Source organism: Shewanella atlantica, from assembly GCF_003966265.1.
In the GTDB taxonomy this organism is placed as follows: Bacteria; Pseudomonadota; Gammaproteobacteria; order Enterobacterales; family Shewanellaceae; genus Shewanella; species Shewanella atlantica.
In genome coordinates, this window is record NZ_RXNV01000006.1 from 11,732 (window position 1) to 28,915 (window position 17,184).

The 17,184-nt window shown below is 49.3% G+C and carries 7 protein-coding genes; 3 read left to right on the top strand and 4 right to left on the bottom strand.

What is annotated here, in order from left to right; translation table 11 throughout:
* Positions 1–3,078, top strand: a complete 3,078-nt coding sequence (locus EKG39_RS13955) for an efflux RND transporter permease subunit (RefSeq protein WP_126506364.1) — start codon at positions 1–3, stop codon at positions 3,076–3,078.
* Positions 3,079–3,211: 133 nt separating this feature from the next.
* Here EKG39_RS13955 and EKG39_RS13960 read toward each other — a convergent pair whose 3' ends face one another.
* The 3 genes from EKG39_RS13960 to EKG39_RS13970 all read right to left on the bottom strand — a co-directional run bounded on the left by EKG39_RS13960 (position 3,212) and on the right by EKG39_RS13970 (position 11,616).
* On the bottom strand, positions 3,212–5,620 hold the full coding sequence (locus EKG39_RS13960) for a zinc-dependent metalloprotease (protein WP_126506365.1): 2,409 nt from the start codon (positions 5,618–5,620) through the stop codon (positions 3,212–3,214).
* 223 nt (positions 5,621–5,843) lie between these two features.
* Positions 5,844–9,539, bottom strand: coding sequence for a response regulator (locus EKG39_RS13965; RefSeq protein WP_126506366.1), 3,696 nt, complete (start codon positions 9,537–9,539; stop codon positions 5,844–5,846).
* A gap of 682 nt (positions 9,540–10,221) precedes the next feature.
* A complete protein-coding gene (locus EKG39_RS13970; protein WP_126506367.1) occupies positions 10,222–11,616 on the bottom strand; it encodes a PhoH family protein in 1,395 nt (464 codons plus the stop codon).
* A gap of 543 nt (positions 11,617–12,159) precedes the next feature.
* Here EKG39_RS13970 and rapA point away from each other — a divergent pair.
* Both rapA and EKG39_RS13980 read left to right on the top strand, forming a co-directional pair.
* Positions 12,160–15,066, top strand: coding sequence for an RNA polymerase-associated protein RapA (rapA, locus tag EKG39_RS13975; protein ID WP_126506368.1), 2,907 nt, complete (start codon positions 12,160–12,162; stop codon positions 15,064–15,066).
* Between the two features lie 123 nt (positions 15,067–15,189).
* Positions 15,190–16,083, top strand: a complete 894-nt coding sequence (locus EKG39_RS13980; protein WP_126506369.1) for a DUF3530 family protein — start codon at positions 15,190–15,192, stop codon at positions 16,081–16,083.
* A 25-nt stretch (positions 16,084–16,108) separates the two neighbouring features.
* Here EKG39_RS13980 and EKG39_RS13985 read toward each other — a convergent pair whose 3' ends face one another.
* On the bottom strand, positions 16,109–16,981 hold the full coding sequence (locus tag EKG39_RS13985) for a crotonase/enoyl-CoA hydratase family protein (RefSeq protein WP_126506370.1): 873 nt from the start codon (positions 16,979–16,981) through the stop codon (positions 16,109–16,111).
* Positions 16,982–17,184 lie beyond the last annotated feature (203 nt).

The following is a 17,184-nucleotide window of genomic DNA, read 5'->3' on the forward strand; positions in this document are numbered from 1 at the left end:
GTGAATTTCGCTCAATACTCAATCGAACATAAAGTTGTCAGCTGGATGTTTGCCCTGCTACTGCTCGTTGGGGGCAGTATCTCATTTCTTGGCCTTGGCCAGCTCGAATTCCCCGAGTTCACCCTCAAGCAGGCACTTGTGGTCACCGCTTACCCCGGAGCCTCCCCCGAACAGGTGGAGGAGGAGGTCACTCTTGCCCTGGAAGACGCTATTCAACAGCTCGATGCCGTCAAACATATCACCTCGGTGAACAGTGCCGGCCTGTCTCAAATAGAGGTAGAGGTAGAAGACCATTACGATGCGACAGAGCTACCACAGGTATGGGATGAGCTCCGCCGTAAGGTCAACGACAAGATAAGTGAGTTACCTCCCGGGGTAATGACCCCCAGCGTCATCGATGATTTCGGTGATGTTTACGGTATCTTGCTTAACGTCACAGGTGATGGCTACACGAGTCGTGAACTGCAAAACTATGCCGACTTTCTAAGACGTGAATTGGTACTGGTCGATGGCGTAAAAAAGGTCAATATTGCCGGAAAAATTACCGAACAGGTTGTTGTTGAGATATCACAGCAAAAGCTCAATGCCTTAGGTCTTGACCAAGACTATATCTATAGCCTGATCAACAGCCAAAACGTCGTGTCTAACGCTGGCAGCATCCGGGTCGGCGATAACCGTATCCGTATCCATCCAACCGGTGAGTTTAATCAGGTTAAGCAGATGGAACGTCTGCTTATCAGCGCACCGGGCAGCACTAAGCTTATCTACCTTGGCGATATTGCTAAGATCTATAAAGATAACGATGAAACGCCAAAAGATATCTATCACGGTAATGGCGAGGCGGCGCTATCGGTTGGTATTGCATTTTCCGGCGGCGTGAACGTGGTCGATGTAGGTGCAGCTATCAACCAAAGGCTTGCAGAACTTGATAATCAACGCCCTATCGGACTGGAGCTGGTTACAGTCTATGACCAGAGTAAGATGGTTGACCAAACTGTCTCAGGCTTCTTAGTCAATCTGGCAGAATCTATTGCCATCGTGATCGGCGTACTGCTGATATTTATGGGAGTGCGGGCGGGCCTGCTGATGGGGCTGGTGCTGCTACTGACTATATTAGGCACCTTTATCGTGATGAATGTGCTCAATATCGAGCTACAGATCATCTCGCTGGGCGCGCTGATCATAGCCCTGGGTATGTTGGTAGATAACGCCATCGTGGTTACCGAAGGGATCCTTATCGGCATAAAACGCGGTCAATCCCGACTGGAAACAGCCAAAGAGGTGGTGTCACAGACTCAGTGGCCACTACTGGGTGCCACTGTTATCGCCATCCTTGCCTTCGCGCCTATTGGCTTGTCCAACACGGCAACCGGTGAGTTCTGTGTATCCCTGTTCCAGGTACTGCTGATCTCTCTGTTTATCAGCTGGATCACCGCCATGACACTGACCCCGTTTTTCTGTCACCTGATGTTTAAAGACGGTGAAGCCAGCATTGATGAAAATGACGACCCTTACAAGGGCTGGATATTTCAGTTATACCGTGGTGCCTTAAACCTGGCGATGCGTTTTCGCGCCATCACCATACTTATGGTTATCGCCGCCCTGATTGCCTCGGTAATGGGATTCGGACATGTAAAAAATGTCTTCTTCCCCGCCTCGAATACACCTATGTTCTTTGTCGATGTGTGGATGCCTGAGGGCACAGATATTAAGGCAACCGAGCACCTGCTCGGACGCATCGAACAAGACTTGATGCAGCAGCAAGAGGTCCATGATATCGGCTTGGTCAATCTGACCAGCGTGATAGGTCAAGGGGGACAAAGGTTTGTGCTCTCCTATGCTCCGGAGAAAGGCTATAGTGCCTACGGTCAGCTGTTAATTGAGATGACAGATCTCACCACCTTGAATCAATATATGCGCACTCTGGAGCGGGAGCTCAGCCTCAAGTATCCGGAAGCTGAATATCGCTTCAAATATATGGAAAATGGACCAAGTCCGGCGGCTAAGATAGAGGCACGCTTCTATGGTGAAGATCCAAAAGTGCTGCGCCAGCTGGCGACTCAGGCCGAAGCTATCTTAGATGCTGAGCCGACAGCCGTGGGCGTCAGACATAGCTGGCGCAATCAGGTGACCCTCATTCGTCCGCAGCTTGCACTGGCTCAGGCACGTGAAACCGGGATCAGCAAGCAAGATCTCGATAACTCTCTGCTGGTTAACTTCAGTGGTAAGCAAGTGGGTGTCTATCGTGAAAACAGCCATCTGTTGCCAATCATTGCCAGGGCGCCAGCCGAAGAGCGTTTAGATGCGGACAGTCTGTGGAAGCTGCAGGTCTGGAGCTCGGAGAACAATGTATTTGTACCGGCAACTCAAGTCGTGTCTGAGTTCACCACCGAATGGGAAAACCCGCTCATCATGCGTCGTGACAGAAAACGTATGCTGGCCGTGTATGCCGACCCGATCAATGGCACCGATGAGACTGCCGACTCGGTATTTCGAAAAATCAGAGCCGATATTGAAGCCATCGAGCTTCCAAGTGGCTATGAGTTGGAGTGGGGCGGCGAGTTTGAAACCGCCGGCGAGGCTCAGGTCTCGGTATTCAGCTCAATTCCTATGGGTTATCTGGCAATGTTTCTAATCACGGTACTGTTGTTTAACTCGGTGCGCCAGCCATTGGTTATCTGGTTTACCGTGCCACTATCACTCATAGGTGTAGTATCAGGACTATTGCTGTTCGATGCACCATTTAGCTTTATGGCCCTGCTCGGCCTGTTGAGTCTTACGGGGATGATCATCAAGAATGGCATAGTGTTGGTTGACCAGATTAATCTGGAGTTGAGTCAGGGCAAGGAGGCTTATCTTGCTGTCATTGACTCATCGGTCAGCCGCGTACGCCCCGTGCTGATGGCTGCCATCACGACCATGCTGGGTATGTTACCGCTGCTGAGTGATGCCTTCTTCGGCTCCATGGCGATCACCATCATCTTTGGCTTAGGCTTTGCCTCGGTATTGACGCTTATCGTATTGCCGGTGACTTACACATTGGCATTTAGAATTCCCTATCCACGTCGAGGAGGTTAATGAGGTCTGATTAATTAACAAGAAAGCTTGATGAATTGATAGCTTGACAATTTGATAAAAAATGCTTCCCGGCACTCCCGGCTCGCTGATGCGAGTCGGGATTTTTATTTCACCGGTTAACTTTGCAGATCATCTAGATAGGCGATCCCGGTGGCATCTTAAGTGGCTTAGGAATGAGTTTCACCTTAGCGTCTTTAAGTCCCCTCTCCACCCCATCGGCTAACCAGGCAAAATGTGCCGCCTCATAGGCACTGGCACGTTTAACTTTGCGTTTAAGTTGCTTAAGGGTATAACGCAATCTATCGGCAACTTGTGCCTTAACTTCCGGGCGAGTCCGCTCATCATGGTATGCCGATAACAGCTCATCTATGATGACGCTATTGACGCGCATCCAGACTCCCAGCTTACTCCCTGTGGGAATATCCGCGTACAGGGTGCTGCCGAGCAACTTGTCTACGATAGCGGGAACCGAAAGCTGCTCCTCCCTGTCATTCAGGTAGGCCTGATTCACCCGATTTAACCGCTCGGATGCCAGAAGTTGCTGTACGGTATGACGGCTCAATACTTCGGCCATCCCCATAGGATCGCTTATGACTCCCAGGCCGGAATCGAAACTTTCCCGACTGCGATTATAGTTGCCCGATTTAGGCACTAAGGCTTCCTGCAAGGGTTGAGAGATTGCCAGCGCCGATGGTTGCAGAGTTTGTACCAAAGCATCCAGCGCACTTTTCTGCAGCTGTGGAGCAAGGTAATGCCAGGACTCACCGTCCATGCCATCATAATAATTGTAATCGGTACCACCGATAAACTTAGCCGCTGCAGCTATCTGATAACGAGTCAGCAAGTAGACCGGCACAAAGGTGTCACTAAGCTCTCCCATCGGCTGCTTAGCTAACAGCGCCAGATTTGAAAAATCCTCAATCGCCTGTGCCCGCACCTTACCGAGTCGGATCAGCTCGGCGACGGGATCGCTACCGTTATCCCAGAGACTCGCATAGGCATGGCTTGCCCCCTTAGCGCGGGAATCCGCCTCCCCGATAAAACGTAGACCATCCAGTTGCACCTTTTTCATTAGTGCCGAAAGCTGAGTCGACGCTTCAACTTCATCGGCAAACTCGCCGTAGCCGTACTCGACGATAAAGGTGTCCCAGGCACCAAGTCCAGTACCATAGGGAGCCGAAATGTCGATTTTACCTCCCTGCAGGGTCGCCTGTGGATGGGGGTAATCCATCACAGACGCATTGTCATTACTCGAGGCGGCGAAGTTATGATCGAATCCAAGAGTATGTCCTACCTCGTGGGCCGCAAGCTGACGTATTCGAGCCAGAGAGAGTGACATAGCCGCTTCATCGGCCGCCGCTCTGTCTTCCCAACCCGCCGTTAAGCCACGAGCGATGAGGTGATCCTGACGTACGCGTTGACTGCCGAGAGTGACATGTCCCTTGATGATCTCACCGGTTCTGGGATCGGCCACTGCCGAGCCGTAAGACCAGCCACGGGTTGCCCTATGTACCCACTGGATCACGTTGTAACGCACATCCTGGGGATCGGCATCCTCGGGAAGCAGTTCAACTTTGAAACCATTGATAAATCCTGCCTGTGTAAACGCCTCTTCCCACCAGCTTGCCCCCTCTAACAGGGCACTACGGATCGGCTCCGGCACACCGGGATCCAAGTAGTAAGTGATAGGCTTAACTACTTCGCTGGGCGCATCCCCAGGGGTCACCTTCTGCAACCTATGGCGCAAGAGGTGATGCTGACGAATATCCTCATCAACCTCACTGCCATGATCGAGATACTCATCCGAGAGATAACCACTCATGGGATGATAATCACGGGCGGTATAGCCCTCTTCAGGCAGCGCGATAAATGAATAACGCAGGCGCACCGACATATGTTTGCCATCTGGGGTAACCTGAGCGACATACTCTCCGGCTTTTTTGCTGTTAAATGAAAGCAGCACATCGACGTCGCTGTTACGCTCGAAGGACTTGACCCCTTCGGGTAAAATAACCGACCGCGCCTTGTCGAGCTGGTAACTGCCCTGCTTTGTCTGCTCCAGAGTCTCGGCTATTCCGTGGAGATCGCTCACAACCAACTCATTGATCGATACCAGATCCCTCTTACCGTCAATCACCTTCCCACGCCACAGAACAGACTCGGCGAACGCCTCTTTAACGGCTCTTTGCTCGGCACTGTTATCTGTACTGGCCCGATATTGAGTATTGAGTTGCTTAAGTAGCAGGTAAGGCCCGTGGCGCTCGAACTGCACCATTCGCGTATAACCCAGCTGGCCGCGATCGAGTCCGATATCGTTAGAACCGACCCCCTGGGGTAAGCTGGTCAGCAACAGAAAGGGCTGATTAAGCTTGTTAGCCTCCAGATATAACTCACCGTCGGCTTTAGAGTAAAAGAGATTGATAAAACCTTTGGCTGACTGGCTCTTTTTAATGATGGTGGCGGTATTTGTCGGCGCGGCAATAACGTTGGCGGCAGGGATAGACATAAGTGCAATTGCCAAGGCGATGTTATAGGGCTTCATTTGCTCTCCTTGAAAGGGGGACTACAGCTTAAATACTTTTAGTTCTTGTTGTTGGCTGCAGAGATGAAATGTTGATGAATAAAACGAGCTTAAACTGCTCGCGAGTCAGTCTCAAGTGCAAATAATTCAATGACTACCGCCGATGGAAATAACACTATCTCCATCAGCGGATAAATCTCCCGATGCGAGCAAGAATTTGCCTTTCAGGATACAAGTTTGCTAATTAATTTTTCTCATTTATCCAATGACTTAATGTATCAAATAATTCATTAAGCACGATTGGCTTGGTTATGTGCGCATTCATTCCGGCCGACAAACTCTTCTCTCTGTCACCTGACATAGCATGTGCAGTCATGGCGATAATAGGCAACTCAGTCGAACTGTAGTGCTTACGCAGCTCTTTCGTTGCCGTCAACCCGTCCATTACCGGCATCTGGATATCCATAAGCACGGCATCAAACGCTTTATCTTCGATCATATCGATAGCGATCTGACCATTTTCGGCCACATCCACCTCATAACCCGCACTCTTAAGTAGCTCAGTGGCAACCTGCTGGTTAATAAAGTTATCTTCGACTAACAAGACCTTGCCGGCGTGCTCGTCTACTTCCTCTTCCGGCAACTCGGCAACCGGGTTGAGTTTTGGTTCATCGGCAAAGGCCGAGATGATCTCATCGAATAGTGCCGATGCTTTAAATGGCTTTTGCAACATGGCGAAAATATTCGACTTCTCAACATCTTTTTGCAGGGGTTCGGCCGCGTATGCCGTCATCATGATGACGATAGGACGCTTATCTAATCGACCATCGGCAACCATACGATCCAGCTCTTCTATCACAGCGATCCCGTCCATCTCCGGCATCATCCAGTCAAGCAGTAACAGATCCACCGAAGATCTGCCTAGCTTGTAGATAGCCTCTGAGCCACTCGCCGCCGTGTCCACCTCGAAGTGGAAATCTTGCATAACCGAAGAGTAGATCTGCAGTGCAGTCGGATTATCATCCACCACTAAGGTCTTAAGATTGCCTAATTTTTCAGGAACGATCATTGGCTTAACTTCTGCCTCTTCGGCGATCTCGAAGCTAATGGTAAAGCTGAAGGTACTGCCAACCCCCATCTCACTCTGAACCTGCATCTTACCGCCCATCATAGACACCAGATGCTTACTGATAGATAGACCCAGCCCCGTACCACCATACTTTCTGGTGGTAGAACCATCGGCCTGAGCGAAGGCATCAAACAGGCTGGCCTGTTGCTCTTTACTGATACCAATACCGGTATCGCGCACCCAAAACTTAAGGGTGATTCTATGGTCGCGTTCGCCCACATCCTCACAGCCAAGCTCAATCTCACCACTCTGGGTAAACTTAACCGCGTTAGAGAGCATGTTGATCAGAACCTGACCCAGACGCAGGGGATCCCCTTCCAGAATAAGTCCTGCCGTCACCGGCGCATAGAGCAGTAGTTCAACACCTTTTTGCTGCGCTTTTAAGGCATTGAGATCGAGTGCATGATCCAATACCTTGTCCAGCGGGAACCCGACTCGCTCCAACTCTAATTTACCCGCTTCAATTTTAGAGAAGTCGAGAATGTCATTGATAATTCGCAGCAGTGATTGCGCCGAGAACCCGGCCTTATCCAGATAATCTTCCTGCTGTGGCGTCAGCGACGTGCGCTGAGCGAGCTGGAGCATACCGATAATCGCGTTCATAGGGGTACGAATTTCATGACTCATATTAGCCAGGAATTCACTCTTATAGAGGTTAGCGGACTCGGCATCTTGCTTCGCTTCCAGCATGGCCACTTCGTTACTCTTATGGCGGGTAATGTCTTTATGGGTTCCCACCATACGTTTAGGTTGGCTATCGACAGTAAACTCGACCACTCGACCACGTGAGAGCACCCAGTGGTACTGACCACTCTTACCACGCATTCTGAACTCGATATCGTAGGCACCGATAGGATCTGCCAGGTACTGGTCACGATACTCTTCGACACGGATACGGTCATCGGGATGAATCAACTCATCTAAGGTTGAAACCAACGCGGGGAACTCATTACTCTTGTAGCCCAACATAGAGTAGTAGGCCGGATTACAGATGATCTGCTCAGAGTCTAAGTACCAGTCCCATAATCCATCTTCTACCGCATCCATGGCCAGATGATAACGCTCTTCAGACAACCTTAACTGCTCGGCCGACTCATATTCCCGGGTCACATCACGCCATACGGCAATCAAGCCCAGCAATTCGCCACGTCGATTATAAAAAGGCAGTTTCAGGGTATCGAGCAGTACCGGCTTGCCCGCCAGCTCGACTTTCTCCTGATAACGTAGCGGCGTTCGTTCAGACAGCACTCGCTCATCTTCGGCCTTAATCCGCACCGACTGCTCATCGGTCGTCAGCCTGATGCTCTCCTGCCCTATCATCTCACTCTCGGTGTAGCCCAGCATGCGCTCGGCAGACTTGTTGCAGCCTAAGTATTTGCCCTCTTTATCCTTAAACACAATCGCTTCAGGAATGGAGTCGAACAGCGAACGTAGTAGTGCGTATTCTCGTTCACGCCGCTCGGTGGTCTCTTTTAGCCTCTCGGTACGACGCGCCACCAGCTTATCCAGGCGACGGTTCTGCTCCGCCAGGTGCCTCGTGTACTGCTGGTTTTCTTCGAAAATGCGACTCACCAGCAGGAACCAGGGCTCCCAGCCCGGAGTGATGGTCTCAGGTGGCTTTCTCGGCTCCTGGGAACAACCTTCGAGGTGAGTCAGCAGGCGGGAGGCGGGGTTCACGAAAGAGCGCCGCGTTTGCCAGTGAACTATGGTGACCAGGATCGACAGCGCGAGTACCACCAAGATAAAGGTCAGCTCCAGTTTCTCCCAGGAATCCATGAAGAGCTCGTCTTCATCTTGCAGGTATAGCAAACGCCAGGGGGTATTCTGTAATGCCACCGAGTGGATATAGTAACCATTGCGGATTATCCCTTCATGGGCATCGAATAGTTCAGATTCCGGTATCGAGTGAAGCTCGGACGGGATCTTCTGGCTGATATGAAATACACGGCTGATATTTGTCGCATCATTACCGTTATGGGAGAGAATATTGTTGTTCTGATCCAGCAAGATAACCGTACCGGGCATCTTAAAATAGAGCCTGATCTGTTTAGACAGTGATGCCAGCGTCATATCCAGATTAATGGAGCCGATAAACTCATCCTGCAGATAGATGGGCACACCAACTGTCGTCAATAACCCTTTATCGGTCGGATCGACATAAGCCGGACTCCAGAACACGCTGCGCTGTGGGTTCATCGCCGGTGTAGCTAACTGAAACTGGTTCTTGTTGAGTAGCTCTTCCCTGAATCTTTGCTCATCCGATGGCCAGGGAAAATAGGACATGATACGGCGCTTAGAGATGTAATAGATCGACGAGGCTTTGGGCGCGGCCTCTGTCGCAACGGGAAAAGAGAGTGACAGTTCAAACAGCATCTCCAGCTCTTGATAAAACTTGTCACTGCGGCCGTTGAGCGACCCCGCTCCGGTGATACGCCCCATGTTGGTAAACGGTTCACCGGTTTTGGCATAACTGGGCTCTAAGGTAAAGAACTGCCCGCTCTCATTGAATTTTTCATACTGAGGCAATCTGTCGGTACGAACGAGTTCGCCCAGCCGCAAATGATCGACCGCCACGTTCTTGAGGCTTTTTACCGCGCGTATACTGGACTCGAGCAGCAGGTCGATTTGAAGAACGTGACGTTCAACTTGCTCCTCTCTCATCTCCATCAGGTGCGTTTTTTCTCGCTCGAAGAAAAACCATGCCGTAACCAACGCCATGATGATGACACCTATATAGGTATAAAAAACAGCACGATTATAGTTTTTCTGTATCGGCGACTTCAGTTGAAGATCCTGCTCAGTCGGTTTCATTCATGACCCTTGAATAAAGCGATATCTCCCCGGCATCTCCCGCCAGGGCCATATGAATTCATTAACTATACCCAAGCTACTTCAAAATGCTCGTTTCAGAGCTCCCGTAGGATAACTGAACAAGGCAGTGATGAAGAGAATGGTTATTCCCTTTTCAATATCACTAACGCAGTGCAGGGATTCTACGGAAGCTCCCGAAGGGCAAGCCGAGAAGCAACCTTCCTCTGCATTCTTTATTTATAAGAAAAAATATTGAATTAGAATGACTAGTACTGCAATTTCATGAAGACCACCACGGATGGTGGAAATGTCGTTAATGCAGGAGCAACTAACGACCTTCAACTCTGTCACTTCTCGACATGCTGAATTCTGCATTTCGAGGTTGTTTGAGTATATATAGTATCAGGAAGATAGCGGGTTGGAATACATTATATTAGTATAAAAAGCTAACCCAGGTCAGATAAACGACTTTTCGCAAACGAAGGCCTTACAGTTTGATACAGAGGTGATTAGAGTTTTAATGGCATGAAATCGGAGTGTTCATTAGCTTAAGTCACATTTGTTGCAGAATTTGCCTAAAAACAGGCATTCTAAAAATTCAAACTTATTCATATAGATAAAGCCCGGATTATCCCCGGGCCTCATTGGTTTTACATCAGACAGAAAACATTCATGTTCGACGCTACAAGTTTTCCTCGGCAAACTCGGCCAGACGTGAACGCACGACACCATTGAGATAGATATTGGCGCTGCCGTCGAAGTCTTTAAACCGCTCGACAATATAGGTTAACCCGGATGTGACCGCAGATAGATAGTTGGTATCGATCTGAGCCAGGTTACCGCTACAGATGAGCTTAGTGCCCTCTCCCATTCGGGTGATCATGGTTTTAATCTGCGACGCTGTCAGATTTTGACACTCATCCAGCAGCACCACCGAATTCTGGATAGAACGCCCCCGCATAAAGTTGATCGATTTAAACTGAATATTCGCCTTATCCATGATGTAATTCATACTGCCGCTGGGGTTAACATCGTTCTTGTGCAGCACCTCCAGGGTATCGGTAATTGCCGCGAGCCAGGGAGCCATCTTCTCCTCCTCGGTTCCGGGCAAGAAACCTATGGACTCGGCAATTTCCGGTGTATTACGGGTCACAATAACCTTTTCATACATGCCCCGCTCTACGACCAACTCCAATGCTGCGGCCATAGCTAATAATGTCTTACCACAGCCCGCCGGACCGGTCAGAATGACCAGATCGATATCGGGATCGAGCAGCGCCTGCAGGGCCATGCCCTGATAGATATTCTTGGGCCTTATCCCCCATGCATCGAGATTCATGAGTCTGTCTTTACCGAGATCCAGTAATTTCAGGTTCTTGTCATCACGTTCGACCACTCGGCCACAAAAGTTCGAATCTTCATCTAAAAGATATTGATTGCTATAGAAGTTTTCATCACCCACCTCGGCAGCCGGAACGGTATGGTAGGTGTGCCGGCCATGGGTTTCGGTTGAGACGTGCTCCTTTCTCTCCCAAAAATCGCCACTGAAATTATGAAAGCCTTTGGTTAAGAAACGAATATCATCGATCAACTGATCGGTACGATAATCTTCAACCAGTATGATCCCGGCACCCTTGGCTTTGAGGCGCATATTGATATCTTTCGTCACCAGGACAACGGTGCGAGGATGATGGAGTTTTTGCAGGTGTAACGCCGTGTTGATTATACGGTTGTCGTTATTGTTTAAGGGAAGTGATGATTCGGTCAGTTCGAGTTGATGATCGGGGAAGATAGCGAGTGTACCGCTGGCGTCGCCATGATCTTCTCGCCGGGGAAGTTTAACGCCCTGTACTATCTCCTCTGGAGTCGTTTTGCCACCTAGAATATCTTCGAGTGCTCTAATCGCCACCCGGGCATCTCTACTTACATCTCGTTTTCTATCTTTTATCTGATCCAGCTCTTCCAGAACTGTCATCGGGACCACTACATCATGCTCTTTAAATGAATAGATAGCTAAAGGTTCATGTAGTAATACATTGGTATCCAGTACAAACAACTTTCTGTCGTCTTGTTCCATGGCGCCTCCATAATTTCTATCGGTCTGATGTTTGGATCTTTGCAGCTGCTCCTGTGTGAACGGTATAACCAACAAGTAAGAATAAACTGTCGGTGAATGTAGCGATTTAAAGCTATCACCTGAATCCATACTGACACCAATACAGTAACGCATCAATCACTTACTTAGAACTTTCTATAATTTATAGCCCCTTGGTTATACCCAAGCCGTAGGCTGGTTTTCACAGCATAACGGCCAGTCCACCTGACTCAGGTTCAAGCTTAGCGTCAGTAATTCAGGCGGCTGTAACTCGTTTTTAATTGAGCAATAAGTACAAAAAACTTGCTACACTTAATGCCAGATGCCCCTCGCCCTGCGGGAGTTGGTCCGCTTGCCATGACTGCATCAGCACGACTGAAAAGGACTTGTTCCGAAACAAGGAGCATTAGCCCTAAAAGCTAGCCGATTTAGTTCAAGCGACCGGGCCTTGAGCCTTGCACTTTGAGGGAGTTTGGGTAAAAATACGCGCCCCTCGAGATTCACCCTGTAGATGAGAAATAAGTAATGCCCTTTTCCTTAGGTCAACGCTGGATAAGTGATACCGAATCTGAACTCGGTTTAGGTACAGTAGTCGCGCTGGAAGGCCGTATGGTCACCCTGATGTTTCCGGCAACGGATGAGAATAGATTATTCTCACGCACCGATGCTCCCTTAACTCGTGTTATTTTTAATCCGGGCGATAAAGCAGAAAGCCACGAAGGCTGGAGCCTGACCGTTAGTGAAGTCGAGGAGAAAGATAACCTCATTATCTATCATGGCATTCATAGCGAAACCGGTGAGCAGGCGAGTCTGAGAGAGACCTTGCTTAGCCATAACATACGTTTCAATAAGCCACAAGATAGACTCTTTGCCGGACAAATTGATCGCCTCGAACGTTTCGGCGTCCGCTATCAATGCCAGTTATTAAGACACAAGTTAGCGACCTCTGACCTTCTTGGCTTACAGGGCCCAAGAGTCGGTCTAATCCCTCATCAGCAGTGGATTGCCCATGAAGTCGGACGCCGTTTTGCCCCACGGGTATTGCTGGCCGATGAGGTAGGACTGGGTAAGACGATTGAAGCAGGCCTGATTATTCATCAGCAACTGCTTACCGGTCGCGCAGAACGCATTTTGGTAATCGTTCCCGATACACTACGCCATCAATGGCTGGTCGAAATGCTGCGTCGGTTTAACCTCAAATTCTCAGTCTTCGATGAAGACAGATGCATCGAAGCTTATGCCGATAATGATAACCCTTTCTATACCGAACAACTGGTTATCTGTTCACTCGAACTTCTGCGTAAAAAGAAACGCTTAGAGCAAGCCTTAGATGCCGACTGGGATCTGATGGTTGTCGATGAAGCTCATCACCTTGAGTGGACCGAAGATGCACCTAGCCGTGCTTATCGTGTCGTAGAGGCACTCAGTGAAGTCGTCCCGGGCGTACTTCTGTTGACTGCGACTCCGGATCAATTAGGTCATCAGAGTCACTTTGCCCGTTTACGTTTGTTGGACCCGGATCGTTTCTACGACTATGAGGCCTTCCTTAAAGAAGAGAGCAGCTATAAAGATGTTGCCAGTGCTGCCGACGCCCTTGCCAGCGGCAAAAAACTACCCGACGAGGCCATCAATAGCCTGACAGAGCTACTGTCAGAGAAAGATATCACGCCTAGTATCAATGTGATTCAGGCGACAGATATCGATCCCGATCAACAGCAGGATGCCCGCGATGAACTATTGCAGGAGTTACTGGACAGACACGGTACCGGCCGCGTCCTGTACCGTAACAGCCGAGCCTCGGTAAAAGGCTTCCCGACCCGTATCTTCAATGCCTACCCTCAGGCTATGCCATCTCAATATGTCACAGCCGCGCGCGTCGGTGCCATGATGAATGGCCATCTCGATACTCAGGGTAAAGTCAAACAAGCACTGAGCCCCGAAAAAATCTATCAGGATTTTGACAGCAGCAGTGCCAGTTGGTGGAAGTTCGACCCTAGGGTCGATTGGCTCATCAATTTCCTGAAAGAAAATCGCAGAAAGAAGGTGCTGATCATTGCCAGTCAGGCAGAGACGGCCCTCAGCCTCGAAGAAGCATTGCGTACCCGTGAAGGTATTCAAACGACTGTATTCCATGAAGGCATGTCTATCATTGAACGCGATAAGGCGGGAGCCTACTTTGCTCAGGAAACCGGTGGTGCTCAGGCTCTTATCTGTAGCGAAATTGGTTCGGAAGGTCGTAACTTCCAATTTGCCAGCCAGCTTATTTTGTTCGATCTGCCACTCAACCCGGATCTGCTCGAGCAACGTATCGGTCGTCTGGATCGTATCGGTCAGAACAATGATGTCGAGATCCACGTACCTTATCTCGAAAAAACGGCTCAAGAGTGCTTGATGCAGTGGTACCACAAAGGTCTTAACGCATTTGAGCAGACTTGTCCGAGTGGACATATTCTCTTCAGTGAGTTTTCAGAGCCTTTGCTAGATGTGCTGATTAATCAAGATGATGATTCGCTCACCGAGCTGCTTAATCATACCCAGACTCGATACAAAGAGTTGAAGGCTGTGATGGAGCAAGGTCGGGACAAGCTACTTGAGATTAACTCACATGGTGGCGAACGTGCGAACAAGTTAGTGCAAAGCCTGGCCGCCCGAGATGAAGATACTCAGCTTATCGGCTCAGTCATACGCTTGTGGGATGTTATCGGCGTCGAGCAGGAGGATTGCGGTGAAAACGCTATCGTCTTGAATCCGAGTGAACACATGATGTTCCCAACCTATCCGGGACTGCCCGAAGATGGCATCACAGTCACCTTCGACAGAGAGATGGCATTGTCGCGAGACGATATTGCACTAATCACTCAAGAGCACCCGATAGTCCAGACAGGGCTGGATCTGATCACTTCATCTGAGACGGGTACCACCAGTGTTGCCGTGTTAAAGAACAAGGCACTACCGGCCGGAACCATCTTCCTTGAGCTGATCTACATGGCCGATGCTTCGGCGCCTAAGTCCAGCCAGTTATACCGTTACCTGCCGCCAACCCCGGTACGTATCTTACTGGATAAGAACGGTAATAACCTGTCTGACAATGTCACCTATGAGAGCTTTAACAAGCAGCTCAGTGCGGTGAACCGTCATATAGCCAGCAAGCTAGTGAATGCGTCGCAGACGATTTTACATCCTCTGTTTGCCAAGGGTGAAGAGTTTGCCGAGGTAGAGCTAAATCTGTTAGCCGAGAGTGCCAGAGCCAAGATGACCTCTCAGCTCACTCTTGAGTTAGAGCGTCTCGAAGCCCTTAAAGCGGTGAACCCAAACATCCGTGATGAAGAGCTTGAACACATACGTGAGCAGATGAATGAACTCAACGGATACCTGGATGGCTGTCTGTTACAGCTCGATGCGATTCGCTTGGTGCTAGTAAGCCACGCTTAAGCTCAGGTACTAGGCGCTAGGTTTTAGGACCTAGAGCCTAGTTTCCGTTTCCTGAATTCTAGGACCTTCTTTTCCAACCTGTTATACTTGCTCTATCCCAGATTAACATTCAGTTCGGTCTCTATGAGTCTTATCCGCCTGTTTTCCTTCCGCTTTATGCTTATCTCTTTGGCTATTTCTACTGTATCTTCAACTATTTTTTCTACTGCATGGGCAGAAGATGCTGAAAGAGTATCGAAATATGACTACCTTCCCAGTGACGAAGTGATCTCAATCGATGTCGGTGAGCAAAAGTCTGAAGTGCTTATTCGCTCCTGGATAGGTAAGAAAAAACTGGGAGCGGCTATCATGTTTGCCAATACCGGCATGGATGCAGATGCGGCAGGATTGCAGGCATTTTTACGACGGGAATTAACTCATACGGGCTGGGCGACAATCTCGATAACCCCGCCCAACAGTGTTATGACACCCAATTTCGCTACCACCCCAGAGGAGGTCGCCAAGGCAGGGGAAGGCAAAGCGATCCAAAAGAGCAGTGAGCCCACCCAACAGTTCACCGAGGAAGATTGGCAAAAAATCAGAGAAAAGCAGGAACTGTTTGTCGTTACCTCGATGGACCAGCTCGATGCCTTGGGTAAACCCTACTCGGGAAAACGTATACTCATCACGACGGCTCAGGGCGCGGGCCTGACTATCTCACTCCTCAGTAAGAATAAGCTGCCAAAACCCGATATTTTAGTCGTTATCAACCCATTTATGCGTCAAACAGGTGAGAATCAGGCCCTCCCTAAATTGCTGGCAGAGTTAGATATCCCTGTACTCGATATTCAATCTAGGGATGGGCACAGGGCCTCTCTGGACACGGTAAAGATGAGGCGTGAGCTTTCTCCCCATAACTCACCCTACCGATATAGCCAGCAGCTGATGTCGCTGAACCTGAATCAGGAGACCGCCTGGCAAACCTGTCTGGAACTGATCGAAGGCTTTGCTCAACGAATTAACAAGGCATACCCTTAAAGAAAGTTATGCCTGTCCACTGAGCTTACCACCATGCCTGCCGTTGCTTGTACTCTGGCTTACTGCCCGGCTCTGGTTTACTACTAGAATCTGGTTTACTGTCAGACTCTTTTTTACCACCAAGTTTGGCTTTATGAGACTGTCTTTTTGCCGCAATGATCCGGTTTTGCCCTAAGAGTAGCCTGATCTGACTGATAGATTCACGTGACAGTAAACTTCGGACACTCGCGCCCCAGCTTCGGTTAATGCTCATCTTAATCGCGGCATTGGCATCCGGAGATGTATTGGCGATCTCATTGGCGAGGGTCAAGGCCCTTTGCATGGGATCGCTGTCGACCTCAGTGATCAAGCCTTTATTGAGAGACTCACGAGCCGACATAATTTTAGCGGTCATGGTTAAGAGCAGAGCCTGATCTTTACCGACCAACTCTCGCAGGGATACCAGACCTGCCATATCAGGCACTAAGCCCCACTTAGCCTCCATGATCGATAATTTAGTCTCTTCGGCTGCGATACGAATATCGGCGCCGAGTGCGATCTGCATTCCCCCACCAAAGCAGCACCCCTCTAACACGGCGATCACTGGAATAGGTAAATTTCGCCAACCAAAGGAGACTCTTTGGGCCAAGTTAGCATTGCCTGGTAGCCACTTAAACAGTAGCTTGACTGGTTGAATTGGCGATTGAATAACACTTTTTACATCGAGTCCTGAGCTGAAGTTTCCGCCAGCTCCCGATAAGATCACGACTCTAACCTTGAGATCTTTTCTCAAATCAGAGATAACATCGTCTAACTCCTTAAACATAATGAAGTTAAGCGCGTTGTATTTATCGGGTCGGTTTATAACGACCTGTGCCACTCCATTGTCTATATGTAACTCAATATACTTCCTTGCCATCGCATCCTCTCTAGCTCAAACTGGTCTGTCCAGATTTCAAGGTTAACATATTTGGAATATTTAACTAATAGCGTTAACATGCAGGGAAAATTTGACTCCAGTCAAATAAATGGCACTCTGATTTACTATTTGCATACAGAGTGATAGACAATGGTCAGATAGGTTTACCATGAATCGATAAAGCCCGAATATATTCAAGGCCT

Excerpts from the sequence above, each read along its gene's own strand:
- EKG39_RS13960 (WP_126506365.1), bottom strand. The coding sequence starts at position 5,620 with ATGAAGCCCTATAACATCGCCTTGGCAATTGCACTTATGTCTATCCCT.
- EKG39_RS13965 (WP_126506366.1), bottom strand. The coding sequence starts at position 9,539 with ATGAAACCGACTGAGCAGGATCTTCAACTGAAGTCGCCGATACAGAAA.
- EKG39_RS13970 (WP_126506367.1), bottom strand. The coding sequence starts at position 11,616 with ATGGAACAAGACGACAGAAAGTTGTTTGTACTGGATACCAATGTATTA.
- rapA (WP_126506368.1), top strand. The coding sequence starts at position 12,160 with ATGCCCTTTTCCTTAGGTCAACGCTGGATAAGTGATACCGAATCTGAA.
- EKG39_RS13980 (WP_126506369.1), top strand. The coding sequence starts at position 15,190 with ATGAGTCTTATCCGCCTGTTTTCCTTCCGCTTTATGCTTATCTCTTTG.
- EKG39_RS13985 (WP_126506370.1), bottom strand. The coding sequence starts at position 16,981 with ATGGCAAGGAAGTATATTGAGTTACATATAGACAATGGAGTGGCACAG.